The organism is Bacillus sp. S2(2019), from assembly GCF_005144805.1.
Classification (GTDB): domain Bacteria; phylum Bacillota; class Bacilli; order Bacillales; family Bacillaceae; genus Bacillus; species Bacillus altitudinis.
Map to the genome: position 1 here is coordinate 401429 of NZ_SWFL01000004.1, position 23250 is coordinate 424678.

The window sequence follows — 23250 nt, forward strand, 5'->3', positions numbered from 1 at the left end:
GATACGAATAGGGGGATATACAATGGGCTATACAGTCATTACAGGAGCAAGTTCAGGTATTGGATATGAAACGGCTTTGGCCTTTGCAGCAAGAGGAAAAAATCTGATCTTAGCTGCACGCCGGCTTGATAAACTCCAAGAACTGAAAGAAAAGATTCTAGAAACATATCCCGATATTCAAGTGAAAGTCCAGTCTGTTGATTTAACAGACAGAGAGCAAGTGTATTCTTTCTATGAGTCATTAGCTGGTGATGAGCTGGATACGTTCATTAATAATGCTGGGTTTGGCCATTTTGGTTCAATAGGAGAGCAGGATGTGAAAAAAATTGGGGACATGCTTCATCTCAATATTGAAGCGTTAACAATTTTATCCACTCTGTTTGTCCGTGATTATGAGCAAAAAGAGGGGACGCAGCTAATCAATATCTCTTCAAGAGCGGGTTATACCGTCGTCGGAAATGCTGTCACTTATTCAGCCACGAAATTTTATGTGAGCGCCTTTACTGAAGGACTGGCCCTAGAATTGAAAGAAAAAGGAGCCAAATTACAGGCAAAAGTATTAGCGCCTGCTGCGACAGAATCGGAATTTGCAAAGCGTTCATTAGATGTCGATCAATTCGAATATGAAGGCACTATCAAGAAATATCACACATCAAATGAAATGGCAGCGTGCTTGCTTGAGCTTTACGACAGTTCAAAAACAGTTGGTATCGTTGATGGGAAGACATTTGATTTTGAATTGAAGGACCCCATCTTTTCACACGCTGGCACAAGCATGAAATAAAAAGTTCCAATCAATGAGGATAGATTCTCTTAGTGATCAGCAGGTCACCGAGCCGAAAGATGTCTTGGATAATGTGGAGCACTGTCAACACATACTAGAATAGATAAAAACACCTACACATTAGGTGTTTTTTTTATGCTTCTTTGATGAATGAAAGAATCGCAGGTCCAGTAAATGAGACTGCTGACAATCATGATCGGAAGGGATGTGGAGCTCTCAATTCCATCCATAACAAAAAGCATGACAATCATTGCTATCAGTAAGTAAGCCGCTAAATAAAGAGGATGAAAAGCCTTGGGCTGTAAAGAAAACAACAACTGTAAAGGTACCGCAAAGATGAAATAATAAACAAAAAAGATGGGAGTGTAAAGCATCATAAACGCAGGCTCGCCCTGAATCGGTGGATACAAACATACGAACAAGCTGAGTAAAATGGAACTGAAGAATAGTGTGAGTAGAATTTTGTAAAATGGTTGAACGTAACGCACTGTATGTACTCCTTTTTTGTAAGATTTCCTATATTTTATCATAAATGGGTTGAGAACGATTTCTGAAGTCAATTTAGGTATTATGGTATAAATAAATTTTGATAATAGTGTCCTTTTTCCTTTATTTGGTTCTGTGACTTTCACCTCATGCTGATGAATGAAGGAATGGTATAAAGTAAACCCTATAGACAGATAATTATTCATCACATTTAAGAAAAGAGATGATCTTATGAACGTAACAAAATGGTTTGGTGCTGCCCTTCTTTCTGTTTCACTATTGGTGACCGCAGCTTGTGCGAACGATAGCACTCAAGAGAATAATCAAAGTAATCAAGAAAGCACTACCAGTGAAACAAAAGAAAAAAACACGGCTGTTGAGACAGGGAATAAATCTTTATCCAATATTAAGGTGCTGGCAACAGGCGGAACGATTGCCGGTAGTTCAGACAGCAATACAGATACGACTGGATATAAATCTGGTGCACTTGGAATCGATAAAGTCATTGCTTCCGTACCACAGCTGAAGGATATTGCAAATGTCACGGGTGAGCAAGTAGCGAACGTCGGCAGTGAAAATGTGGATAACGCTCTGCTTTTAAAATTAGCGAAACGAGTCAATCAGCTTTTAAATGATGATCAAGTGGATGGCATTGTGGTGACACATGGTACAGATACATTAGAAGAAACGGCCTATTTTTTACATTTGGTTGTAAAAAGTGATAAGCCTGTGGTGGTCGTGGGTTCCATGAGGCCAGCATCTGCCATTAGTGCGGATGGCCCGCTTAACCTGTATCATGCAGTGAAAATTGCTTCGACAAAAGAAGCCAAAGGCAAAGGTGTAATGGTGACATTAAATGACCGAATTGCCTCTGCTCGCTTTATTACGAAGACAAATACCACCACAACCGATTCGTTCAAGTCTCTTGAGCAAGGGTATATTGGAGAAGTGGCGGGTGAAGTTGTCTCTTTTTATAACGAACCGACAAGAAAACATACAGCTGACAGTGAATTCGATATTTCAAAGCTAAAAGAGCTGCCGCAAGTGGATATCTTATACGGCTATCAAAATGATCAAAAGTATGTGTATGATGCTGCCGTTAAAGCAGGAGCGAAGGGCATTGTCGTTGCCGCCGCAGGAAATGGAACGATGTCAACAGAAGCGATCAATGGGGCAACAGATGCTGTGAAAAAAGACGTGGTGATTGTGAGGTCAAGCCGTGCAGGAAATGGCATTGTCACACATGAAAAAATGGATGATGAACATCATTTTGTCTCATCGGATTCATTAAATCCACAAAAAGCACGCATTCTACTCATGCTGGCTCTGACGAAAACAAAAGATCCAGATAAAATTCAATCCTATTACGAGCAGTATTAAAAAGAAGAAGACCCGACGTATCATTGGGTCTTTTTTATATGTGGTACCTGATGTTCAGCCCGTTTTTTTAAAGAGAGTAAAATGTCTCTCCAAACATCATCTATATCAGTCAGAAAATGTCCTGCTTGCTCGATATAGTGCATTTTGGCGTTTGGAATGTTGGGAGCGATGCTTTCTATCTCTGCAAAAGGTGCCATCTGATCCTCTTTTCCATGCCAGACATCCACAGGGATTTGTATATCTTTCATATCGAATGCCCATGACCGTGAGAGTAAATCTGGTTCATGAATACATTCATCAACCGATTGACGAGTAGCTTCGTATAAATGCCGCATCATCAGCTCCAGTTGCTCATCGGTTTGAAGAAATTGCCGATCCGATGGATGTAAATGTTTGTTCCCTTTTTTCGTTAGTTTCTTGAATTTCTCTGGTTTCTTTTCAATGAGTTTTTTCTGAGCGCGATAACTTGCCTTTAAGAGCCAAGGCATTCTTTTACTGAGGAAAAAGGCAATCTTGTTCTCCTTTAGCATACTTTTAGGCGGTTTACCATCCTGAAATGGGGTGGTACTTGAGACGAGAGCAGCTGAAAGAATGCGGTCTGGCAATTGATAGGCACAACCAGCAGCGAATGCCCCGCCTCCAGAGACACCAATCACTGAAAAATGGGAGATATCAAGATGATCGGCCACTTCCTGTACGTCTTTTGCCCAGTCTAAAATGGTGCGGTCAGGTTGCGGATCAGATAAACCAAAACCAGGTCTGTCTAAAGAAATAAGACGAATGCCAAGCTCTTTTGAGATTGGATCATCATCTAAAAACATCACTCTCGATCCAGGTGTCCCATGAAAAAAGAATACTGGGAATCCTTCAAGATCACCGTATTGAGACAAACCAATATGACGTCCATCTTGCAAATGAATCCTGTCCATTTGATCATCCCTTTCATCGTTTATCTAACTTACATATTCATGCACGAAACGCCGGGTTAAGGCGTTTCTTTCGCAATTTGATAAATTTTTTCGTAAAGCGATAATAATGTTTTTAGATCTTCTTTTGAAAGCTGGGCATAGTATTTTTGAATAAGATGCAGCTGAATTTTTTCAATATCTTTATGATAGTCATGGCCCTTTTGAGCAAAATCAACAATGATTTCTCTACGGTTATGTGGATTAATCTCTCTTTTCACATATCCAAGCTGTTCAAGCTTTGATATGAGCTGGCTAGCGGCACTAGATGAAATGGAGAAATAATCAGCCAGTTCATTGATTGTTCTCGTCTTCGACCGCAGCAATTCAAGGGTCAGTTCTTGTTTGCTTGTTAAATCTGCATACTCATTTTTTAAGAATCGTTGATACTCTTCTACATAGATAGAACCTAGTGCATTTGAGTACTCAATGATTTTTTTGCTGTAATGAATGATATCCTCATCCAATGACATCACCTCTTTTCTCCTATATTATATGCGATCTTAATATTTAAGTGAAGTTAAATGTTAAGAAAAATTAAATAAAAGAGGGATAGATGTGATGAGAAAATGACCTCTACCTCCACTTTCTCATCAACAACGGACAAAGAATACTTCCTGTTATCCCTAAGCATTCATAAAACATAGTTGGTTTGATTTTGAACATGTAGTAGGCTAAGGTGGCAATGAATAGATCATAAAAGAAAAACAAGTATACGTCCTTTTTGGTGATGGCATAAATGATCGTTTTGTTTGTTTTCACTGAGATTCACTCCTTAGGAAGTCAATGACTTTTTCATTGTATTATGGGCGATCTCCATTTATAATAAAAAAATAAACCAACTGGTCGGTTTTATTTGTCCGTGTGAAGAAAAGCAAGGTAGAAGGGATTGTTCATAGATGACAAGTACACAAAGCGGGGCTGGAAAAAGTGAAAAGACGAAGCAGAAGATTGTCACCGCTTCACGTGATTTATTTGCGAAAAAAGGATATTCCGAAACATCCGTGCGAGATATTCTAGAGGCGGCTGAGATTAGTAAAGGCAACCTCTATCATCATTTTAAAGGAAAAGAGTTTTTGTTCCTTCATATTATGGAAGAGGATCATCGATTCATGATGGAGACATGGCATGAAGAGAAACAAACGCTGCACCGGGCCATTGATAAGCTCGCAGGGTTTGCAGAGCTGCTTAGTCAAATGGGGATTAACTATCCTTTAATGAGAGCAAGTGAAGAATTCTGTGCCAGTGCATTTACATCAGATGAAGTCATGGAGCGGCTGAACAAGATTGATGTAGACTTTGATGATGTGATGAGAGACATCCTGCTTGAAGGAAACGAAGATGGCAGCTGGTCGATTCAGCATGTTGAATCAAAAGTGAAAATATTACTTTCTGTATTCTATGGATTAGACGTGTTATATAAAAATGACACGATGCAGCAGAAAAAGGAATTACAAAAAGAGGCGATCTCATTGTTTATTCACGGAATCAACCATCATGAGTAACAAGTGAGTCAGTAAAGGGGAAACAAACATCATGCAAAAACCGATTCGTGAGCAAAAAGCCGTACTTGTTATTTTATTAAGTAATATATTTATTGCGTTTTTAGGTATTGGTCTGATTATACCTGTCATGCCGCTCTTTATGAATGTCATGCATTTAACGGGCAGTACGATGGGATATCTTGTGGCGGCGTTTGCCGTTGCACAGCTTATCGCATCACCTATTGCAGGAAGATGGGTAGACCGATACGGAAGAAAGATCATGATTGTGTCTGGGCTGTTTCTATTCGCGTTATCAGAACTCGTTTTTGGCCTTGGGACACATGTGTATGTTCTGTATTTTGCAAGGCTTCTAGGCGGTATTAGTGCGGCATTTATCATGCCGGCTGTCACTGCCTATGTCGCTGATATCACAACCGTTCAAGAAAGATCAAAGGCAATGGGGTATGTATCCGCTGCTATTAGTACCGGCTTTATCATCGGCCCGGGAATTGGTGGATTTATTGCAGAATATGGCGTTCGCCTGCCGTTTTTCTTTGCAGCAGGGATTGCATTTATTGCTGTGATTTCGTCTATGTTTATGCTGAAGGAACCATTAACAAAAGAAGAGCGAGAGAAACAAATGGATCAAGTGAAGGAATCGACCTTCTTTAAAGACTTGAAAAAATCGATTCATCCAAGCTATCTCATCGCCTTCATCATTGTGTTTGTGCTGGCGTTTGGACTATCTGCATATGAAACGGTCTTTAGCTTGTTTACAAATCACAAGTTTGGATTTGGTCCGAAGGATATTGCGATTATCATTACCGTCAGTTCAATTGTAGCCGTCATCATCCAAGTCCTTGTGTTTGGTAAAATGGTGAATGCGCTTGGGGAGAAACGAGTTATTCAACTATGCTTGATTGTTGGAGCAGTTCTCGCTTTTGTTTCCACAGTCGTGTCAGGTTTTATGGTTGTGCTGATCGTGACGTGTGTGATTTTCCTTGCGTTCGATTTATTGCGCCCTGCACTCACGACCTTCTTATCAAAAATCGCTGGCAATCAGCAAGGATTTGTCGCAGGGATGAACTCTACCTACACAAGCCTTGGTACGATTTTTGGCCCGGCACTTGGCGGCATATTATTCGATCAAAATATTCATTTCCCATTCCTGTTTGCAGGTGTTGTCTTATTTCTTGGATTGGGCTTAACCCTTATTTGGAAGGGGAAGGCGACAGAAGAGGCATCAGGAGAATAATAGAAAAGAGACCTTTCAAAAAGAGACCTTTCAAATAAGGTCTCTTTTTTTTAAGGCTGCGGCTTCAGGTGATTCAGTGCCTGCGCCAGTTTTTGATTTTGTTGCTTTTTGTAAAACAGAAAGGCGATGATATGGCCTACTAATGTGAGAAAGGCTATACCGATAAAATAAGGCATGATCCATTCGAGCAGTGCAGTCGAATATAAAGCGACGGCTCCTACTTGAAACCCTAAATTGATGACAGTGGAGATGAGAATGTTGGTGGGTGCTGTAAAGGTAAAGTAGTTCCATAGTAAAGGATACATGACCCCAAAGACGATGCCTGCCAGAGTACCGATGCCAATGATGTGCCACACATAATGAAAAGGGATAGAGGATGACCATTGAGTGATGGACAGTATGAGTGTCAGCCATACGATAGAGACAAAAGCTGTTTGCATAAATTGATATTTTAGTTCCTTGATCATTTGAATCGCTCCTTTATATATTTGGCGTAATGACGACTGACGGTGTAGCTGTTTTTCGAGATGGTTTCGACCTCTAAGCGAGCGTACGTACCAGCGACAAAGCTGTCGACTTGCGCTAAATTGAGAATGACTGCATTGTTGATACGATAGAAATGTTCACGCTCTAACGACTTCAGATCCTTCAGCCGTTTACTGAGAAAATACGTCGTACCTTGAGTCGTGATCACCTTTGACAGATGTCCAAGCGCAGAGATCGCTTCAATTTGTTCTAATGGTAAGAGAGACTGCCGATCATTTTTTGGATCTTTGACCGTTAGAGATGTACTAGTCTCCAGCATTGATGTTATCTTTTGTAAACGCTCTTGATTATGTGGATGGCTGATGACGTCTACTTCCGTCACATCCTTTTCTTGATTCCAGAAAAAACGAAATTTCATTCATAAACCTCCTCTCACAATGAGCATAGCAATAGATGAAAGCGAATGCGATTGAATGTTGCTTTGATGCAGAAGAATTCTTTTTGTTGCAAAGATTCACCGTGTGTCTGCGGCTTTCCTTTATAATGAAAAGATACTCGTTCGTGAATGGAGGAATGATGTTGTATCTTGTAGATCAACAAAGGACAGAAGCGGTAAAAGAGGAAATTCGGCGGATTGATCCTGCCTATCCAGTGTTCGTAGATGCGATACTCGATGGGGTGATACAAGGAGATTTATATGTGGATCACCGAGATCACCCGTGTGTCTATTTTGTAGGGACAACAACCGGCATTTATTATGTCGCAGGCAGGACAGAAGCAGCACTTTCATTATGTTCAACGTTCATTGTGGATGTTTATAAAAAGCAGAAAAGAGAGAACAGACGGTTCACTTTGTTTTCAGCAAATCCTGCATCAGATGAGATGATGAAAAAATGCTTCGGTTCCCAACTGAATGAAATGCAAAGACATGCGTATTCTTATGACTTGACCTCTCCTGATCTGATTGTGCCTGATCAAGATGAAATGATCAAACGCACGAATGAACAAGTCATTGCCGCAAGCAAAGTATTCCCATCCAGCTATTATGAAGCATATTGGGGAGGAGTAGATCACTTTTTATCTAATGGCGTCGGAGTTGCCATCTTAAACGGTGAAGACGTGGTCAGTGAATGTATCTCTATTTTTTCAAGTGAAAAACGAGTGGAAATCGATATTTGGACAGATGAAGCCTGCCGTGGAAAAGGGTTGGCTTTGTTAGCAGCTCAGCAACTGATCAGCATCTGTGTTGAAAAAGGGAAGACACCGCATTGGGATTGCGATGTCCATCATGCAACCTCGGCCAAATTGGCAGAGAAGCTAGGTTTTCAGTGGACAAAGACGTATCGCTTATTTTATGCCTCACGCTGAAAAGGTTTTGAGATACCAAGCATCCATGGCAGAATGCTCTGAGCCTTCAATTGGTGCAGGAAGAAGAGAGAAGTCATACTGTTGATAAAGACCAGTAGCAGCTGTTAATTCACTGCGGGTTTCTAAATAACAAGCATCGTAGTATGTAGCAGCATATTGCAGGGCCGTATCCATCAGTTTCTTGCCCGCACCTTTGCCTTGTGCTTTTGGGCTTAAATAAAGCTTTTGTAGCTCACAAATGCCATCTGTGAAAGGGGCAATGCCAACGCCACCAACAATTTCACCATGTTCTTCGGCAATCCAATAGGCTGCATGAGTCAATGATTGATAGTATTCGAAAAGCTGATCAAGGTGCGGGTCTGTGTAGGCTGTACCTTCAATCGCAAGATTCGCTGATTCTAATGACTGGCGGATAATGGCCGCGATAAAAGGATTGTCCTGCTTTTGAATCGGTCTAATATTCATTGGAAAAACCTCCGTTGTCATAGGATAAAAAAGAAAAGGAGTTGATGCGATATGTTCTGGCTGCAAACCGCTATTTTTACTGTCATTGTGCTCTGTCTCTCGTGGTGGGCGGGAAAAAGACGTAGGCATCGCCATGCCAGGCTGATTGTCCCGATATGTATCACTATGTTTGGATTGCTCTTATTGATCGGCAGTTTCTTCATTGGCAGATGGGAAGGGATGGCGCTCAGCATATCAAGCGTCTCTATCGTTCTCTCTTCTATCATTTGTTTGATCATCGTTACAGGGCTTCATTTGTTAAAAAAAGATGACCCTTCGTAGGCTGGGACATCTTTATGATTTGATTCTATCGTATTCCTCACGAAGGATGCCCATCATGATGACATCCGAATAAGCACCGTTGAAATAGAGCGCTTGACGTCTTTTTCCTTCATATTGAAATCCGGCTTTCTCATAGCTTCGAAAGGCTCGTGGGTTATGGGAAAAAACTTCAAGCTCAAGCCGATTGAGTTCTAACGTCTCAAAGGCAAATGTTTGAACCATCCGAACAGCCTCAGTGCCATACCCTTTGTGAAAATGCTCTGGACCATGCAGCGCAATGCGGAAACTTGCCGTATGGTTCATCGGATCAATATCCACAATCGCCGCATCCCCGATCATTTCTTTCGTGTCTAGCAGACAAATAGCAAAGTCTCGTCTACTGTCATCCAGCAGAAAACGGGTATAGGCTGAACGAATTTCTTCTAGTGTGAACGTTTTGCGTGTGCCAGTCATATAAAGTGTTTCTGCATGCTGGCACCCTCTATGAATACCAGGATAATCTTTTTCTTCAATCGGTCTCAAAAATAATCGAGTCATGATGGATCAGCCTCCTCTATATATCGGGAGATTTCAATTAAGTTCATATCAGGATCACGGATATAAATGGATTCAATCGGACCTAATGCACCAGAACGTCTGACCGGACCTTCTTCAATTGGAACAACCTGCTTTCTAAGATGAAGCAATAAACTGTCTATATCTAAATCGGTGATAAAACACAAGTCAGCAGATCCAGGCTGGGGATGAGCAGCTTTTGGTTCAAATTCATGACCCGCTTCATGAAGGTTAATCTTTTGTAAGCCAAAACGAAGGGCTTTACGGCCTTCTCCAAAAGTTTCTTCCTTCATTCCTAATACGTTTGTATAAAAGCGAATGGTTTCCTCCATATGTTGTACAGTCAACACGATATGATCAAGTCGTCGTATCATCAGTCTCTCCTCCAAGTATGATCATTGTTTGAACTGTTTCTATTATATCATCCCTTGAAGAAGATACCTTATTTGATCACGGTTTTATAACTCCAGCTTTCTAGGGACATGTTTTCTCCGTGCAGCACTCTCTCATCAAACTCCGTCCACCCATTTTTTCGATAGAAATGACGATTGGCCTCGTTGTGTGTAATCAGTGTGAACAGTCCGCCGCCTTGCCGGGCGATAAAAGGGAAAAGACATTGCTTTAACATACGGCTTCCAAGTTTTTTTCCTTGTTGGTCTTTTGCAACGACAAGAGCTTCTAAATACCAGTAAGGTTTCTTTAAGGAGGAACACGCTTTTTTTGCCTCCTTTAACATACGGAACACATGCTGAATCGCCGATATGCCGCCAGTAAAGAGTAGCTTTAACCCACCAGATAACACATAATCCATGAGTCCTGGTTCAGGAAGACGGGGATGTTTTAACAGGGCGGCAGACACAATTTTCTCGTTCTCAACCCCGACCAAACAGATTTGATGCTGAAAATATACCCTTGTATTGATCAAATGCAGCTGACGGGCGAAAGCAGAACGCTTGGTCACCTTTTCGCATAATAAATCAAAAAATGAATAGTTCTGAAATGAATCATCTAACAACGCTGCCACTTGAGGCAGTTCATCCTCTCTAGCAAGTCTGAATTGAAACATATGATGGCCCTCCTTTTTTTGAACAGATATAGATTATTGAACATGTGTCCATTATAATAAGAGGAAAATAAACCGAACATCGGCAATGAATGATCTCTTGTTCATAAATAGACAGGTATAGCCAGATTGTTCAAAAATGGAGGGTGTTTGATGAAGGACAGACGAACAATCAAAACCAAAAAGGCGATACGGGAAAGCTTTCTTGAGCTTTTAAAGGAAAAAGATGTTCAGCAAATTACAGTATCAGAGCTATCTAGAAGAGCGGATTTAGGAAGAGGGACCTTTTATTTGCACTACCAAGATGTATTTGATTTGCATGAACAGCTTGAGAAGGAACTATTCGATCAGCTTGGCGGACTATACGATGAATCGTTTCCAAGCCAGGACCCGCTTGATATGCTGTCCTTTTTAAACAAAACAACTGAGTATTTAAAAGAAAAACAATTCATGATGACGTTGTTTGTCAAACCGAATAGCCCAACGACGAATCAATTCAAATCGTTTTTTAAAGAAAAAATCATGAAAGAGTGGCAGCTTGATCAGCGGCAAATTACGGAGCATGAACAGATTGTGGCCTCATTTGTTGTGTCTGGTGTTGTTGGTGTACTGGAGGAATGGATTCATGAAGGGATGACAGTCGAAGCGGGGCAGCTTGCACACATCTTGTACAAACTTCTCATGAAGGTAGAACAGGAATCGTAAGAAACGAATGGATCATATATCATTTATCTATTCTTTCTGTTAAAATGAGAATATACGTTCTTATTTCAGGCGGGGAGTGGTGAGATTGAAAAGGAAATTACTATTTTATGGGGCAATGAGCATTGATGGATATTTAGCAAGGGATGATCACCGTTTAGATTGGCTCATAGGAACAGAGGGCGAAGAGGATACGAGTTATGAGGAATTTTATGCTTCAGTCGATACGCTGATCATGGGACGGAACACATATGAACAGGTTCTAAAGCTCTCACCTGATGGGTTTCCTTATGAAGACAAGACATGTTATATCGTTTCTCGCACTTTACAAGACAGTCATACAGGAACCCGTATCATTCGTGAAGATGTTCTCTCATTTATCCACAACTTAAAAAATGAAAAAGGGCAGCATATATGGATAGTAGGAGGCGGGGAACTGCTTCAAGCATTATTAAAAGAAAAATTAGTCGATGAGCTGTATCTCCAAATCGCACCTGTCATGATTGGAAAAGGAATCCCTCTTTTCCCTCCAACTGATCAGGAATCTAGATTTTCATTACAACAAGTGAATCAATACAAACAAATTGCTGAAATGCATTTTGTGTCAAATGAAGACCACTGAATCACAGGGGTCTTTTTTTTAATCAAACAAACACGTTGACAAGAAAATATCCTAGTGTTAGGATAAATTTATCCTAGTTTTAGGATTTATTGAAAAAGGAGTAGTTGCCATGGTGCAGCAAGATCAGGAATTAGACTTAAGGCTTTTCCGAGTGTGGATGAAAGCCTACCATGCCCTTTTTGCAAATATCCAAAAAGACATTGAACGTTATGATATCGGATTTGAAAATTTTCAAATTCTTGAATTACTGTATAGTAAGGGACCACATCCCGTTCAAAAAATTAGTGAGATTCTATCCATTCCAAGTGGGAGCATCACCTATGTGGTCAACAAATTAGAAAAACAAGAATTAGTCAAAAGACAATGTGCACCTTCTGATAAACGTGTATTCCATGTATTACTGACAGATAAAGGGAAGCAGCTATTTGACGATATTTTTCCAAAACATACAGATGTCATTTCACAAAATCTGTCCTTTATCGAAACAGAGGAAAAAGAGCAGCTCATTGAATGGTTGAAAAAAATCGGTTTAGGTGCAAAACAACTTCACGAAAAGGGGAAACAAGATGACACACAGCTTTGATACATTGGTACGTGAAAGACGATCAGCATCAAATTTTTTGCCAAATATCTCGATTTCGAGAGAAGAGCTTAATAGTATCTTTGAAGAAGTGAAGCTGGCACCTTCAGCCTTTAATTTACAGCATACGCAATATGTCGTCGTCCAATCAGAAGCGCTTAAAGAGCAAGTAAGAGATGCTGCATTTGGACAATATAAGGTGCATTCCGCTTCAGCAGCGATCATTGTACTCGGCGATCCGAAAGCTTATGAGCAAGCAGGAAACATTTATGAAGGCCTAAAAATGCTCGGCATCTTAAATGCGCAACAATATGAGGAAATGGTCAGAGAGACGATGAGTTTTTATGTGCAGAGAGGATCAGACTTTCAGAAAGAAGAGGCGATTCGCAATGCTTCATTATCTGCCATGCTATTTATGCTTGCCGCCAAAAACAAGGGATGGGATACTTGCCCAATGATCGGCTTTGACCCCGAAGCAATGAAAAAGGTGTTAAACATCGAATCAGATTTGGTTCCTGTATTAATGATCACGCTCGGAAAAGAAAAAGTAGAAAGCAGACAAGCGAGAGGCTACCGCAAGCCGGTCTCTGAATTTGTGACATATTTATAAGATAGGGGGTTCCATTCATGGAACTAGGAATTAGTACATTTGTAGAAACAACACCTGATTTTCAAACAGGAAAAACAGTCAGCCACGCACAGCGTATTCGTGAAGTAGTAGAAGAAATTATTTTAGCAGATCAAGTGGGTCTGGACGTTTTTGGTGTAGGAGAGCATCATCGTGAAGATTTTGCCGCATCAAATCCAGCAGTCGTATTAGCAGCTGCGGCAACGCAAACAAAGAATATTCGTCTGACAAGTGCCGTAACTGTTCTTTCATCGGCAGATCCTGTTCGTGTGTTTCAAGATTTTGCGACATTAGATGGCCTTTCTAACGGTCGTGCAGAGATCATGGCTGGCCGTGGATCATTTATTGAATCGTTCCCGCTTTTTGGCTATGACTTAGATGATTATGAAGAATTATTTGAAGAAAAACTAGATTTACTGTTGAAATTACAGCAGTCAGAGCGTGTGACGTGGAGCGGTAAGCACCGTCCTTCCATTCAGGATGTCGGCGTATATCCAAGACCTGTTCAAGATCCGCTTCCCATCTGGATTGGCAGTGGAGGAAACAGAGAATCTGTCGTACGTGCTGGATTATTAGGATTGCCACTTGTCCTTGCCATTATTGGCGGCAGCCCTAGACAGTTCGCACCGCTAGTGCAGCTCTACAAGCAAGCTGCGATTCACGCTGGACATGATCCTGAGAAATTAACGGTGGCATCCCATTCACATGGATTTGTTGCGGAGGAAACAGAATTAGCAGCAGATCAATTCTTCCCTTCTACACAGCATGTCATGAATACATTAGCAAGAGAACGAGGCTGGGGACCTTATACCCGTTCTACATTCGATGCAGCAAGAACATTAGAAGGTGCATTGTATGTAGGAGATCCAGATGCCGTGGCAGAGAAAGTGATTCATTTGCGAAAAAATGTAGGCATTACGCGCTTCATGCTGCACGTACCGGTCGGTTCAATGCCGCATGATCAAGTGCTGAAAGCTATTGAGTTATTTGGGAAAGAAGTGGCTCCTAAAGTAAGAGAAGAGGTTGCCCGCTGGGAAGCCGAACAAGCATAACAAAAAAGTCGATCAAGTGAATAGGCTTGATCGACTTTTTCTTATGCTTAAGGATCAATAACACATGGTTTCACTGTAGGGCATGAAGCAGCAGAAGCAAATGGTGTGGCCGTCAAGGTGAAGAGGAAAACAAGTTGAAAACAGATAAGCCATTTTTTCATGAAATCACCTCCGTTATCAATTGCTTCACTAGAACGAGGTGAGGATAAAAGCATAGAAGTATGTAACACCCTCTATCCAGCATAAGACAATCATATCATAATTTTCAAAAAAATGAAAAAATAACTTACGAAAGTTCTAAATTATGGTATGGTTAATATGTTCAACAAAAAAAGGGAGGGATTTTTGTATGAAAAAGGTCATAACTTCTGTTTTGGTTGGAGCAATTGTTTTAACGGGTGCGGGTGTCACCGCTGTCCCGGTAGAAGCGAAGGGGAAAGTAAGCAGTGAAGTAACGGTACAAGCAAGTCGAACCGTCTCGGAAACGAGAACATATACGACGTCAAACATCCCATCAAGTATTACATATGCAAAGGATGGATGGGTCGGTATTCTCTATCAATCGTCAATTGAAGAGTTAGGTTTAGGAAAATATAGAGTTACCTTTACTGGAACGGTTGTACGCGATCCAGGATTTAATTAAATAAAATGTAAAGCTGACAGGTGGACAAGCCTGTCAGCTTTTTTTAATGGGGATAATAAAGAATCATTTGCATCCGTACCATCTGTTCTCCTGATTGTTTATACTCATGGGCACGGTCAGCTTTAAACCGAATCGAGTCGCCAGCTTGTAATGTGTATTGCTCATCACCGATTGATAAATCAAGTGCTCCCTCAAATACGGTAATCAATTCCTCTGTACCGCCGATATGTTCTTCCGCACTTAACGACCCATGAGGATCAATTTCTACCTGATAGACTTCAAATTTTCTCAGGTCATCAAATGGGAACGTCGTATATACCCGATACTTTCCCTCGTCCTCGGTTAAAACTTGTCCTTCTTCTTTTCGCACGATCTTAATTTCAGGTTGCGGTGCGTATATGAGTTCACTAAAAGACACCTTCAACCCATTGGCGATTTTCCACAGAGTGGTGATGGTCGGTGTGGATTCTCCTCTTTCGATTTGCCCAATCATCGTTTTACTCACACTTGTTACCTCAGCCATCTTTTCTAGGCTTAATTTCTTTTGCTCTCTTAGCAGTTTGACATTTCTAGCAATAATTGATTGTACATCCTCCATCAAAAAACTCCTTTCTTTTATTTACTTTATAACGACCGAATAGTACAATGAAACGTAATATACGCAATAAAGACTTTTGAGTCTAAATAACGTATGAAAAGGAGGTAACGATTTGATTGTTTCCATGTTGATTTATGCTTTTGTTACCAGTTTCACCCCTGGGCCGAATAATATCATGGCGATGGTCTTTACGAATAAATATGGGGTCAAGCAAACATTTCGATTTTGTTTAGGGGTTGGGATCGGATTTTTGGTCATTTTGTGTTTGAGTGGTTTCTTTAATCTCATTCTTTATCAAGTCATGCCGAAAATAGACTGGGTCATGGCTTTCATCGGAGCCGGTTACATGATCTATTTGGCTGTTAAAATCATGAAAAGTAATGGCGGAGATGACGAAACATTAGACCGCTATAATCATTTTATCCCGGGGATGCTGCTGCAATTTATTAATCCGAAAGCCATTTTGTATGGGTTAACCGTCATTTCCACTTTTGTTCTGCCGTATGGACAGTCCAATATGCAATACATGTTGTTGACGCTGATTCTCGCCATCATTGGTTTTTTAGGCACATTTAGCTGGAGTTTATTTGGCTCTGTATTCAAGCGTTTTTTAACTCTTTATCAGCGGCCGTTCCAGTTCGTCATGGGGCTGCTGCTTATGTATAGTGCGATTTCGATGATCTGGAGTTATGTCATGTAAGCGGTCAGGAGACTGGCCGCTGCCTGCCCATCACAACCGTATCATAATACATGCCGTCCGCCAGCCGTTTATCTTTTTTTAACAAGCCTTCAATCTCAAAGCCATAGTGTTCATATAAACGAATGGCTTTTTGATTGGTTTCCATTACTTGAAGTGACATCTTTTGAATGCCTTGCTGATCTGCCCAGTCGATCGATGTAGCTAAAAGTTCTTTCCCGATGTGATAGCCCCAAGCGGCCTTCTGTACGGCAACGCCAAACGTTACTTTGTGAGCAGAGCGCTTAAGTGGGTGTCCTTCGCATCTTGAAAAACCGACAATGTCTCCTTCAATATCTGCAACTAAAAAGAGATGACGGCATTCATTGGAATCCTCTTGAATCAACGCCTCGAACCCTTTCTCATCAATAAAAGCTTCACCCGGTTCACGATCTAAATATTCGGTTTCACCATCGATTTTCAGTCTGAGAGCTGATAACTGTTTGGCATCTGCTGATGCAGCAGAGCGAATACGATAGGTCACACCACGTACAGTGAACACTTTCAGAAATGATCATTGAACAGACCACCAACCTTTCATTCCATTATGTCTATCATACCTGAAACGCGCACACAGCACACTCAGATGTTTTGTCATGTGCAAAAAGGCTAAATAAACAGTATCAAACGTGGAGGTGGAACAAATGAGTGAACAAAATGGACATATGGATAAAGCGAAAGGAAAAACAAATCAAGTCAAAGGTCAAGTGAAAGAAAAACTTGGCGAAGCTACAGATCATGAAAACCTGAAAGCAGAAGGAAAGAAAGATCAAGTAAAAGGAAAGCTTCAAGATAAAAAAGGTGACGTGAAAAATAAGCTGAATCAGTAGTTTGCACATACTTACAGGTACTTGCCCCATGTATCCATCATCCCATTCCTTTCATCAATAAAATGAATAGGTGTGTGAAAAGAATTGATTATAAATTCTCGCTTCCGTCATGTAGACTTTAAATAGAAGACATGAACAAGGGAGATGGATGACTTGGAGCAAGTATGGGGGAAAGTTGACGAGTATATCAAAGACAAATTGATGGCTAAAGATGACGTATTGGAGCAAACTCTTATCAAGAATAAGCAAGCCGGATTACCAGAAATAGATGTGTCGCCGGCCCAAGGAAAACTGCTTTATTTGTTAGCAAAAACCAAGGGTGCAAAGCGCATTTTAGAAATCGGTACACTTGGCGGTTATAGTACCATTTGGCTTGCCCGTGCACTTGAAGCGGATGGAGAACTCATGACATTAGAGGCTGTCAGTCATCATGCAGAAACAGCACAGCAAAACATAGACAGAGCAGGCCTAGCAGAACGTGTCACCATTTTACAAGGAAAAGCGTTAGATACTTTATCTCAGTTAAAAGAGCAGGATACGCTCCCGTTCGATTTGATTTTCATTGATGCAGACAAACCAAACAACCCGCAATATCTGAAGTGGGCGTTACACTTCTCAAAAAAGGGAACAGTCATTATTGCAGACAATGTGGTCAGAAATGGAGCAGTTCTTCATGCCTCTGATCAAGATGAGCGAGTGAAGGGAACTCGTGAATTCTTCGATTTACTCAAACAAGAGTCGAGAATTGAGGCAACCGCTATTCAAACTGTTGGCGAAAAAGGCTATGACGGCTTTGTATACGGTATCGTAAAATGAAAAAAGCTTAACCGCATCCGGTTAAGCTTTTTCTATTAGAAAAACCATCTAGCTGTGCCCATCAGCATGACGCCTACTAGAACGGTGAGGGACAAGCTTTTTGTCCAAACAGCGATTAACACAGTTGGAACCAAGACAGCAAGGTACATCCAGTGAATGGTGACGCCTGCTGTAGTATGTATGAATAGATGCTCTGCAATCAAAGCGGTAAATATACAAATGGGGATAAATGATAACCATTTGAGCACCACTTCTGGCATCTGTATACTCCTTACAAATAAAAATGGAACGACTCTTGGGATGATGGTCACAATCATACAGCCAAGAATGAGCCATAACATAAAACTGCTAATCATTTATCTGTCACCACCCCAATAGTGGCAACAAGCACAGTTGCCAACAAAACAGCCACGTGTGAAGGAACAAAATGAAGCAGCACAAACATCGCAACAAACATATATAAAACAAGTGATAAGCGATGGGTGAGCTTATTTTTTGGCACCGTCTGTAAAGAAAGAATGAGCAGCGCAGCAAACATCGCGGATAGGGCAAAATCAAGACCAAGCGCCTCTGGATTTGAAATCCAGTGTCCGAATATTCCGCCAAGTGTACACGCAGCAATCCAGCATAAATAAGCTGTAATGTTCAGTCCATGCATCCATCTGTTATTCAATTTTCCTTGCTGTGCTAATTTATTCATCGCTACGCCAAAGGATTCATCAGTAAGCAGAAGACCAAATCCGATGTTCTGCTTTACAGAGTAGCGTGTAAAATGGGGGGCAAGCGTAAGGCTGAGTAACAAATGCCGTAAATTGACAATGAACGTGGTGAAAATAATAGCGGAAAGAGGGCTTCCTGTCACAAGTAATGCACAGATGATAAACTGTGAAGCGCCAGCATAAATAAAGATAGATAACAGCGCGATTTTCCATATACTTAACTGCGAACTAATGCCAACAATTCCAAAGGCAAACCCAATGCTCATATAACCAAGCAAGGTTGGCACACAATCTTTTATTCCCTCAAGAAACGGTTCGTTTCCGGCAGTGGGAATGTGTTTCCTAGCTTCAACATCCAAATACCTCTACTCCTTTTCTGTGTAAACATCAATTGTTTTACTTACTATAAGAAAACGAATACATCATGTCAATCCTATTGAACTTCTATTATATGAAGAAACGTGGCGATAAAAAAGGATTGAAGTGAACCAGATTTTGTTATAAAGTAATCAGAAAATAAAAACAATTGGGGTGACTGATATGCAATGGAAGCCTTTATTTGAACATGATGTACCAAATCACCTCCGTCCATAACGGAGAGTGATCTCCGTTTGTGGATATCGCAGTGAATATATCCAGTAACGGAGGGGAAAAAATGAATGAAAAATATATAGGAGCCCTTTACTTAACGTTAGCTGCTAGTATTTGGGGCGGTATGTATGTAGTGGTCAAAGTAACAGTTGCGTTGGTCCCGCCACTTGAGCTCGTCTGGATGAGATATGCAATAGCTGGAGTCGTTCTTGTGTTCACGATTTGGCGTTTGGGCTACTCTTTTCGGTTAGACAAAAAGGATATCCCGCTGATTGTGGCGATTGGATTGATTGGCAACTTTCTTTCGATCGTGACCCAAGAAATTGGCACAATGTATACGTCTGCACAAATGGGTGCCGTCATCACATCGGCCACACCTGCTTTTATGGTGCTTTTCGCTTTCTTTCTATTAAAAGAATCTTTCACAATGAGAAAGTGTGTCTCCATTCTGCTTGCTACAGTAGGTGTACTGATGATGATTGGGCCTGTCGCTGTTCAAACGGATGAGTTTGTTGGCGGGCTTTCACTGGTTATTGCTGCATTAACATGGGCGCTCATGTCTGTTCTTTTGAAACGAGTTCCAGGAAAGTATCCTCAAGTAGTGACGACAACATATGCGATCATTGTGGCCTTTATCGTATTAACACCACCCGTCTTGTTTCGTTTGCCTCATCTTGATGTGCAGCAAATGGCAAGACCGGAAATATGGGGTGGCATTCTGTATCTAGGTATCATCTCAACGGCCCTTGCTTTCTTTTTGTGGAATAGAGGGCTTCAACTGATGGACGCTTCAAGCGGTGGTCTGTTTTTCTTCTTTCAACCAATCGTTGGCACGATCCTTGGATGGATGCTTCTAGGTGAAGAGATGGGCTTACGTTCGTTTGTTGGGATTTTGTGTATTTTCGCAGGTGTATATACTGTCCTGCGTCAGAGAGAGTAAGACGAGATTCCCCTTGGAGAAGGGGAATTTTCTTTACAATGAATAGATGAGAGATTCATAGAAGGTGGAGGTGAGCAGGATGATCCAGTATCCATTTTTGCAAAAAGGACAAACGATTGGGGTGACAGCACCTTCCTCAGGTGTGCAGCCCTCTTTGCATGAGATGTTTCAACTGTCTTGCGATCGGATGAAAAAAAGAGGCTATGAAGTTATATGTGGAGAGACAGTATGGCAACAGGAAAAAGCGAAATCAGCTCCTGCAATCAAGCGAGCAAATGAGTTACAGCGGATGATGACTTGTCATGAGATTGACCACATCATCCCGCCATGGGGTGGACAGCTGCTTATTGAAGTGTTAGAGCATCTTGATTTCTCAGTGATGCAAAAAAAGTGGATTCTTGGTTACTCGGATACAAGTCTCCTTCTATTAGCTTTGACATTAAACACAGGCATTGCAACAGCGCATGGACCGAACCTTGTGGATCTTCAGGGGGAAGAGCTTGATCAGGTGACGGCTATGTGGGAACAAATACTTTCCACTCCAGAGAAAAAGGACGTTACTCAATTTTCTTCTGATATGTATCAAAAGGAATGGCAGTATGACCATCCAAGCATTCATGTCTTTCATTTAACCGAACCAACCGCATGGCGTACTGTTGATCACTTAGAGACGACGATGAAGGGAAGACTGATGGGTGGCTGTATTGATGTGATTCGGCACTTAGCTGGCACGCCTTTTGGAGATGTCAAAGCTTTTCAAGAAACATACCTGAAAGGTGAACCCATTCTATGGTATTTTGAAAACTGTGAATTAAATGCTGCGAGTATGAAGAGGTCTCTTGTCCAATTAAAACTAGCAGGCTGGTTTGATCATTGCTCTGGCATCATGTTTGGCAGGAGTGCAGTGGACACTCCTGTGGAAGGATATGAATATACGGATCTATATGAAGAATTGCATAAGGAATTACAAATACCGATTGTTTACGATATTGATTGTGGACACGTACCGCCGCAAATGACCCTCATTAACGGAGCATATGCGGAGGTGCAGTTGCAACAAGAAGGTAAAGCCGTGCTGAAGCAGACATTTTTGCCATGAAAAAAGGAAAGGGTGACCCCTTTCCTTCATAAAAAACATTACATTCCTTTTGTTTCTTCACCTGCTTTCGGAACTTCCCATGCAGACTCTCGGAATACTTTTTCCCATTTAGAGACGACAATACAGGCAACCGCATGTCCAGGAACATTCACGCCTGTTCGAGCCATATCCATAATCCGATCAACACCGGCGATAATAGCGACACCTTCTGCTGGCAGACCTACTGCATGAGCTGTTGCCAAAAGAACGACAAGTGAGCCAGACGGGACAGCTGCAATGCCTTTACTTGTTAAAACAAGGACAAGCATCATGAGGAGCTGCTGTGATAAACTCATATCGACGCCAAACGCTTGTGCAAGAAACACACAGGAAACCGATAAATATAAACTTGAACCATCACAATTAAGAGAAAGACCTGACGGGATGACGAAGGAAACAATTCTTTTCGGACAGCCGTATTTCTCCATCCGTGACATGAGCTGTGGAAGAACAGTTTCTGTACTTGTAGTAGAAAAGGCCACTAAAAACAAATCCCAAATCATTTTCAACACTTCGAAGTAGTTAAAACGGAAGATCAGTGCGACAAGAGGGAACAAAACAAATAGAATAATAAACAATCCTAAGAAGACAGTGCCAACAAGTTTCATCATAGGAATGAGTAAAACAATGCCGTATTGTCCGACAGAAGCTGCCATTAATGCTAAAACTCCAATAGGAGCTGTCACCATGACCATTTGTGTGAGCTTAAACATAATTTGTGCTACTGATTCAAAGAAGGTAAGGACAGGAGCGGAAGCTTTCCCAATGCCGCTTGCGGCTACACCGAATAAAATAGCGAAGAAAATCACTGCTAGTAAATCATTCTGAGCCATGACATCGATGATATTGGTTGGAATGATGTCTAAAACCATCTGTTTAAAATCGACGACCTTTTGAGTATAACCATCGAGTTCCCCAATATCTTTCTTAGCTAATTGAGAGAAATCGAGTCCAACGCCTGGCTTTAACACGTTGGCCAATAAAAGCCCGATTCCAAGAACGATGGTCGTAATGACTTCAAACCAAATGATTGTCTTTAATCCGAGACTACCCATTTTCTTCATTCCACCACTGCCAGCTGCGCCGATGACAATCGTAGAGAAAACAATAGGGACTACAATCATTTTAATCAATCGGATAAAGCCATCCCCAATGGGCCGCAGTGCCATTCCGAAATCAGGGAAGAAGTGGCCGATAAGAGCTCCTATCACCAAAGCGATCATGATTTGAAAAGCGACAAACTTTTTCATCATCTCCTACCTCCTTTAAATGCATGGAAAATATTAAGAATTTTCCAATAAATAAAAATTCTAGGTGACCATGTTTTGTCCTCCTTTGGATTTAGAAAGATTTTATTTAAGAATCATTAGAATTATGAAGAAAGAAATGAAAATAGGGCGATTGAAACTCTATTTATCTAACAAAAGAGCACTTCTTAAAAAACATGAAACTTTTTTAGAAAAATGTATTGACCCTTTTGCGTGATTCATGGTATATTTTTATTCGTCGCTGATGACGCATCTGAAACACTGATGCTCAGACAGATACGATAAACAAACTTCAAAAAGATGTTGACTTAATAAAAACGATATGTTAAGATAATTAAGTCGCCTGATTAAGCGCCCGTAGCTCAATTGGATAGAGCGTTTGACTACGGATCAAAAGGTTAGGGGTTCGACTCCTCTCGGGCGCGCCAATAACATTTAACCACGCGGGTGTAGTTTAGTGGTAAAACCTCAGCCTTCCAAGCTGATGTCGTGAGTTCGATTCTCATCACCCGCTCCATTTTAAAAGATGATCTTTGAAAACTAAACAAGACAAAACGTACCTGTTAATTCGAGTTTTTATAAAAAAATCCTATGATACTTCATAGGTAGTCAGTCAAACGCTGACGAAAAACAAAACTTCGGTTTTGTACTTTTTCGGAGAGTTTGATCCTGGCTCAGGACGAACGCTGGCGGCGTGCCTAATACATGCAAGTCGAGCGGACAGAAGGGAGCTTGCTCCCGGATGTTAGCGGCGGACGGGTGAGTAACACGTGGG

Annotated in this window: 30 protein-coding genes, 2 tRNA genes and 1 rRNA gene; 20 read left to right on the plus strand and 13 right to left on the minus strand. The window is 41.2% G+C overall.

The genetic code is table 11. The features are described from left to right. The first annotated feature begins 22 nt into the window (after positions 1-22). Both FBF75_RS16630 and FBF75_RS16640 read left to right on the plus strand, forming a co-directional pair. A complete protein-coding gene (locus FBF75_RS16630; RefSeq protein ID WP_136944964.1) occupies positions 23-784 on the plus strand; it encodes an SDR family NAD(P)-dependent oxidoreductase in 762 nt (253 codons plus the stop codon). 717 nt (positions 785-1501) lie between these two features. After that, positions 1502-2650 (plus strand): type II asparaginase, encoded by a 1149-nt coding sequence (locus FBF75_RS16640; protein WP_007496435.1) that lies wholly within the window; start codon positions 1502-1504, stop codon positions 2648-2650. Positions 2651-2670: 20 nt separating this feature from the next. Here FBF75_RS16640 and FBF75_RS16645 read toward each other — a convergent pair whose 3' ends face one another. Both FBF75_RS16645 and FBF75_RS16650 read right to left on the minus strand, forming a co-directional pair. Next, complete coding sequence (locus tag FBF75_RS16645) at positions 2671-3579, minus strand: alpha/beta fold hydrolase (protein ID WP_098680554.1); 909 nt, start codon at positions 3577-3579, stop codon at positions 2671-2673. Between the two features lie 56 nt (positions 3580-3635). After that, a complete protein-coding gene (locus FBF75_RS16650) occupies positions 3636-4088 on the minus strand; it encodes a MarR family winged helix-turn-helix transcriptional regulator (protein WP_007496431.1) in 453 nt (150 codons plus the stop codon). A 426-nt stretch (positions 4089-4514) separates the two neighbouring features. Here FBF75_RS16650 and FBF75_RS16660 point away from each other — a divergent pair, with 426 nt between their 5' ends. Then, positions 4515-5120, plus strand: coding sequence for a TetR/AcrR family transcriptional regulator (locus FBF75_RS16660; RefSeq protein WP_007496429.1), 606 nt, complete (start codon positions 4515-4517; stop codon positions 5118-5120). A gap of 31 nt (positions 5121-5151) precedes the next feature. After that, positions 5152-6354, plus strand: a complete 1203-nt coding sequence (locus tag FBF75_RS16665) for an MFS transporter (RefSeq protein WP_039170212.1) — start codon at positions 5152-5154, stop codon at positions 6352-6354. Positions 6355-6404: 50 nt separating this feature from the next. On the opposite strand, the gene FBF75_RS16670 is transcribed toward FBF75_RS16665, so the two are convergent. Together FBF75_RS16670 and FBF75_RS16675 are read right to left on the minus strand one after the other, a co-directional pair. Further along, the gene (locus FBF75_RS16670; protein WP_060832108.1) at positions 6405-6821 is read right to left on the minus strand and encodes a hypothetical protein; all 417 of its coding nucleotides are present in this window, start codon (positions 6819-6821) and stop codon (positions 6405-6407) included. Then, positions 6818-7258: a LytTR family DNA-binding domain-containing protein gene (locus FBF75_RS16675; protein WP_035390339.1), complete on the minus strand. Its 441-nt coding sequence runs from the start codon at positions 7256-7258 to the stop codon at positions 6818-6820. Before FBF75_RS16675 ends, FBF75_RS16670 begins: the two co-directional genes overlap by 4 nt. A 161-nt stretch (positions 7259-7419) precedes the next feature. Here FBF75_RS16675 and FBF75_RS16680 point away from each other — a divergent pair, with 161 nt between their 5' ends. Continuing rightward, complete coding sequence (locus FBF75_RS16680; RefSeq protein WP_099496343.1) at positions 7420-8208, plus strand: GNAT family N-acetyltransferase; 789 nt, start codon at positions 7420-7422, stop codon at positions 8206-8208. Here FBF75_RS16680 and FBF75_RS16685 read toward each other — a convergent pair. After that, positions 8200-8673: a GNAT family N-acetyltransferase gene (locus FBF75_RS16685; RefSeq protein WP_099496344.1), complete on the minus strand. Its 474-nt coding sequence runs from the start codon at positions 8671-8673 to the stop codon at positions 8200-8202. The genes FBF75_RS16680 and FBF75_RS16685 overlap by 9 nt on opposite strands. 51 nt (positions 8674-8724) lie before the next feature. Here FBF75_RS16685 and FBF75_RS16690 point away from each other — a divergent pair, with 51 nt between their 5' ends. After that, positions 8725-8994 carry a YesK-like family protein gene (locus FBF75_RS16690; protein ID WP_017366688.1) on the plus strand — a complete coding sequence of 90 codons (270 nt, stop codon included), beginning with the start codon at positions 8725-8727 and terminating at the stop codon, positions 8992-8994. Between the two features lie 12 nt (positions 8995-9006). Here the strand turns inward: FBF75_RS16690 and FBF75_RS16695 are convergent, their stop codons facing one another. From FBF75_RS16695 to FBF75_RS16705, 3 genes are all read right to left on the minus strand, one after another. Beyond that, the gene (locus FBF75_RS16695; RefSeq protein ID WP_048002345.1) at positions 9007-9531 is read right to left on the minus strand and encodes a GNAT family N-acetyltransferase; all 525 of its coding nucleotides are present in this window, start codon (positions 9529-9531) and stop codon (positions 9007-9009) included. Continuing rightward, positions 9528-9923, minus strand: coding sequence for a VOC family protein (locus tag FBF75_RS16700; RefSeq protein WP_008346708.1), 396 nt, complete (start codon positions 9921-9923; stop codon positions 9528-9530). Before FBF75_RS16700 ends, FBF75_RS16695 begins: the two co-directional genes overlap by 4 nt. 68 nt (positions 9924-9991) lie before the next feature. Next, complete coding sequence (locus FBF75_RS16705; RefSeq protein ID WP_136944965.1) at positions 9992-10615, minus strand: GNAT family N-acetyltransferase; 624 nt, start codon at positions 10613-10615, stop codon at positions 9992-9994. A gap of 150 nt (positions 10616-10765) precedes the next feature. Here FBF75_RS16705 and FBF75_RS16710 point away from each other — a divergent pair, with 150 nt between their 5' ends. The 6 genes from FBF75_RS16710 (at position 10766) to FBF75_RS16735 (ending at position 14839) form a co-directional block, all read left to right on the plus strand. Further along, entirely contained in the window at positions 10766-11317 is a 552-nt protein-coding gene (locus FBF75_RS16710; protein ID WP_024719167.1) for a TetR/AcrR family transcriptional regulator, read from the plus strand. A gap of 115 nt (positions 11318-11432) precedes the next feature. Beyond that, complete coding sequence (locus FBF75_RS16715) at positions 11433-11936, plus strand: dihydrofolate reductase family protein (RefSeq protein ID WP_220482510.1); 504 nt, start codon at positions 11433-11435, stop codon at positions 11934-11936. Between the two features lie 109 nt (positions 11937-12045). Beyond that, positions 12046-12519, plus strand: a complete 474-nt coding sequence (locus FBF75_RS16720; protein ID WP_007496406.1) for a MarR family winged helix-turn-helix transcriptional regulator — start codon at positions 12046-12048, stop codon at positions 12517-12519. Further along, positions 12503-13126 (plus strand): nitroreductase family protein, encoded by a 624-nt coding sequence (locus tag FBF75_RS16725; RefSeq protein ID WP_039170198.1) that lies wholly within the window; start codon positions 12503-12505, stop codon positions 13124-13126. Before FBF75_RS16720 ends, FBF75_RS16725 begins: the two co-directional genes overlap by 17 nt. Positions 13127-13143: 17 nt before the next feature. Next, positions 13144-14196, plus strand: coding sequence for an LLM class flavin-dependent oxidoreductase (locus FBF75_RS16730; protein ID WP_024719164.1), 1053 nt, complete (start codon positions 13144-13146; stop codon positions 14194-14196). A 349-nt stretch (positions 14197-14545) separates the two neighbouring features. Further along, on the plus strand, positions 14546-14839 hold the full coding sequence (locus FBF75_RS16735) for a hypothetical protein (RefSeq protein ID WP_024719163.1): 294 nt from the start codon (positions 14546-14548) through the stop codon (positions 14837-14839). A 43-nt stretch (positions 14840-14882) separates the two neighbouring features. Here the strand turns inward: FBF75_RS16735 and FBF75_RS16740 are convergent, their stop codons facing one another. Next, positions 14883-15437, minus strand: coding sequence for a helix-turn-helix domain-containing protein (locus FBF75_RS16740; protein ID WP_024719162.1), 555 nt, complete (start codon positions 15435-15437; stop codon positions 14883-14885). A gap of 112 nt (positions 15438-15549) precedes the next feature. On the opposite strand from FBF75_RS16740, the gene FBF75_RS16745 reads away from it, so the two are divergent. After that, positions 15550-16137: a LysE family transporter gene (locus FBF75_RS16745; RefSeq protein ID WP_136944966.1), complete on the plus strand. Its 588-nt coding sequence runs from the start codon at positions 15550-15552 to the stop codon at positions 16135-16137. Positions 16138-16141: 4 nt separating this feature from the next. On the opposite strand, the gene FBF75_RS16750 is transcribed toward FBF75_RS16745, so the two are convergent. Next, positions 16142-16675 carry an N-acetyltransferase family protein gene (locus FBF75_RS16750; RefSeq protein ID WP_481746903.1) on the minus strand — a complete coding sequence of 178 codons (534 nt, stop codon included), beginning with the start codon at positions 16673-16675 and terminating at the stop codon, positions 16142-16144. Between the two features lie 142 nt (positions 16676-16817). Between FBF75_RS16750 and FBF75_RS16755 the strand changes: the two genes are divergently transcribed. Together FBF75_RS16755 and FBF75_RS16760 are read left to right on the plus strand one after the other, a co-directional pair. Next, positions 16818-17003, plus strand: coding sequence for a CsbD family protein (locus FBF75_RS16755; protein ID WP_008346686.1), 186 nt, complete (start codon positions 16818-16820; stop codon positions 17001-17003). A gap of 153 nt (positions 17004-17156) precedes the next feature. Further along, the gene (locus tag FBF75_RS16760) at positions 17157-17819 is read left to right on the plus strand and encodes an O-methyltransferase (protein ID WP_008346684.1); all 663 of its coding nucleotides are present in this window, start codon (positions 17157-17159) and stop codon (positions 17817-17819) included. 35 nt (positions 17820-17854) lie between these two features. Here FBF75_RS16760 and FBF75_RS16765 read toward each other — a convergent pair whose 3' ends face one another. Both FBF75_RS16765 and FBF75_RS16770 read right to left on the minus strand, forming a co-directional pair. After that, complete coding sequence (locus FBF75_RS16765; RefSeq protein ID WP_008346681.1) at positions 17855-18175, minus strand: AzlD domain-containing protein; 321 nt, start codon at positions 18173-18175, stop codon at positions 17855-17857. Further along, the gene (locus FBF75_RS16770) at positions 18172-18897 is read right to left on the minus strand and encodes an AzlC family ABC transporter permease (RefSeq protein ID WP_136944968.1); all 726 of its coding nucleotides are present in this window, start codon (positions 18895-18897) and stop codon (positions 18172-18174) included. Before FBF75_RS16770 ends, FBF75_RS16765 begins: the two co-directional genes overlap by 4 nt. Before the next feature lie 296 nt (positions 18898-19193). Between FBF75_RS16770 and FBF75_RS16775 the strand changes: the two genes are divergently transcribed. Further along, complete coding sequence (locus tag FBF75_RS16775; RefSeq protein WP_136944969.1) at positions 19194-20069, plus strand: DMT family transporter; 876 nt, start codon at positions 19194-19196, stop codon at positions 20067-20069. A gap of 79 nt (positions 20070-20148) precedes the next feature. Beyond that, complete coding sequence (locus tag FBF75_RS16780; RefSeq protein WP_017366696.1) at positions 20149-21168, plus strand: S66 family peptidase; 1020 nt, start codon at positions 20149-20151, stop codon at positions 21166-21168. Positions 21169-21206: 38 nt separating this feature from the next. On the opposite strand, the gene gltP is transcribed toward FBF75_RS16780, so the two are convergent. Further along, positions 21207-22457, minus strand: a complete 1251-nt coding sequence (gene gltP, locus FBF75_RS16785; RefSeq protein WP_024719154.1) for a glutamate-aspartate/proton symporter GltP — start codon at positions 22455-22457, stop codon at positions 21207-21209. A 369-nt stretch (positions 22458-22826) separates the two neighbouring features. On the opposite strand from gltP, the gene FBF75_RS16790 reads away from it, so the two are divergent. From FBF75_RS16790 to FBF75_RS16800, 3 genes are all read left to right on the plus strand, one after another. Beyond that, positions 22827-22903: transfer RNA gene (locus tag FBF75_RS16790), tRNA-Arg, on the plus strand. 15 nt (positions 22904-22918) lie between these two features. Next, positions 22919-22992: transfer RNA gene (locus tag FBF75_RS16795), tRNA-Gly, on the plus strand. A gap of 134 nt (positions 22993-23126) precedes the next feature. Then, positions 23127-23250, plus strand: a 16S ribosomal RNA gene (locus tag FBF75_RS16800); the annotation flags it as partial.

Bases quoted from the DNA above. Each gene is read 5' to 3' on its own strand.
- FBF75_RS16630 (WP_136944964.1), top strand. From the start codon at position 23: ATGGGCTATACAGTCATTACAGGAGCAAGTTCAGGTATTGGATATGAA.
- FBF75_RS16640 (WP_007496435.1), top strand. From the start codon at position 1,502: ATGAACGTAACAAAATGGTTTGGTGCTGCCCTTCTTTCTGTTTCACTA.
- FBF75_RS16645 (WP_098680554.1), bottom strand. From the start codon at position 3,579: ATGGACAGGATTCATTTGCAAGATGGACGTCATATTGGTTTGTCTCAA.
- FBF75_RS16650 (WP_007496431.1), bottom strand. From the start codon at position 4,088: ATGTCATTGGATGAGGATATCATTCATTACAGCAAAAAAATCATTGAG.
- FBF75_RS16660 (WP_007496429.1), top strand. From the start codon at position 4,515: ATGACAAGTACACAAAGCGGGGCTGGAAAAAGTGAAAAGACGAAGCAG.
- FBF75_RS16665 (WP_039170212.1), top strand. From the start codon at position 5,152: ATGCAAAAACCGATTCGTGAGCAAAAAGCCGTACTTGTTATTTTATTA.
- FBF75_RS16670 (WP_060832108.1), bottom strand. From the start codon at position 6,821: ATGATCAAGGAACTAAAATATCAATTTATGCAAACAGCTTTTGTCTCT.
- FBF75_RS16675 (WP_035390339.1), bottom strand. From the start codon at position 7,258: ATGAAATTTCGTTTTTTCTGGAATCAAGAAAAGGATGTGACGGAAGTA.
- FBF75_RS16685 (WP_099496344.1), bottom strand. From the start codon at position 8,673: ATGAATATTAGACCGATTCAAAAGCAGGACAATCCTTTTATCGCGGCC.
- FBF75_RS16690 (WP_017366688.1), top strand. From the start codon at position 8,725: ATGTTCTGGCTGCAAACCGCTATTTTTACTGTCATTGTGCTCTGTCTC.
- FBF75_RS16695 (WP_048002345.1), bottom strand. From the start codon at position 9,531: ATGACTCGATTATTTTTGAGACCGATTGAAGAAAAAGATTATCCTGGT.
- FBF75_RS16700 (WP_008346708.1), bottom strand. From the start codon at position 9,923: ATGATACGACGACTTGATCATATCGTGTTGACTGTACAACATATGGAG.
- FBF75_RS16705 (WP_136944965.1), bottom strand. From the start codon at position 10,615: ATGTTTCAATTCAGACTTGCTAGAGAGGATGAACTGCCTCAAGTGGCA.
- FBF75_RS16710 (WP_024719167.1), top strand. From the start codon at position 10,766: ATGAAGGACAGACGAACAATCAAAACCAAAAAGGCGATACGGGAAAGC.
- FBF75_RS16715 (WP_220482510.1), top strand. From the start codon at position 11,433: ATGAGCATTGATGGATATTTAGCAAGGGATGATCACCGTTTAGATTGG.
- FBF75_RS16720 (WP_007496406.1), top strand. From the start codon at position 12,046: ATGGTGCAGCAAGATCAGGAATTAGACTTAAGGCTTTTCCGAGTGTGG.
- FBF75_RS16725 (WP_039170198.1), top strand. From the start codon at position 12,503: ATGACACACAGCTTTGATACATTGGTACGTGAAAGACGATCAGCATCA.
- FBF75_RS16730 (WP_024719164.1), top strand. From the start codon at position 13,144: ATGGAACTAGGAATTAGTACATTTGTAGAAACAACACCTGATTTTCAA.
- FBF75_RS16735 (WP_024719163.1), top strand. From the start codon at position 14,546: ATGAAAAAGGTCATAACTTCTGTTTTGGTTGGAGCAATTGTTTTAACG.
- FBF75_RS16740 (WP_024719162.1), bottom strand. From the start codon at position 15,437: ATGGAGGATGTACAATCAATTATTGCTAGAAATGTCAAACTGCTAAGA.
- FBF75_RS16755 (WP_008346686.1), top strand. From the start codon at position 16,818: ATGAGTGAACAAAATGGACATATGGATAAAGCGAAAGGAAAAACAAAT.
- FBF75_RS16765 (WP_008346681.1), bottom strand. From the start codon at position 18,175: ATGATTAGCAGTTTTATGTTATGGCTCATTCTTGGCTGTATGATTGTG.
- FBF75_RS16775 (WP_136944969.1), top strand. From the start codon at position 19,194: ATGAATGAAAAATATATAGGAGCCCTTTACTTAACGTTAGCTGCTAGT.
- FBF75_RS16780 (WP_017366696.1), top strand. From the start codon at position 20,149: ATGATCCAGTATCCATTTTTGCAAAAAGGACAAACGATTGGGGTGACA.
- gltP (WP_024719154.1), bottom strand. From the start codon at position 22,457: ATGAAAAAGTTTGTCGCTTTTCAAATCATGATCGCTTTGGTGATAGGA.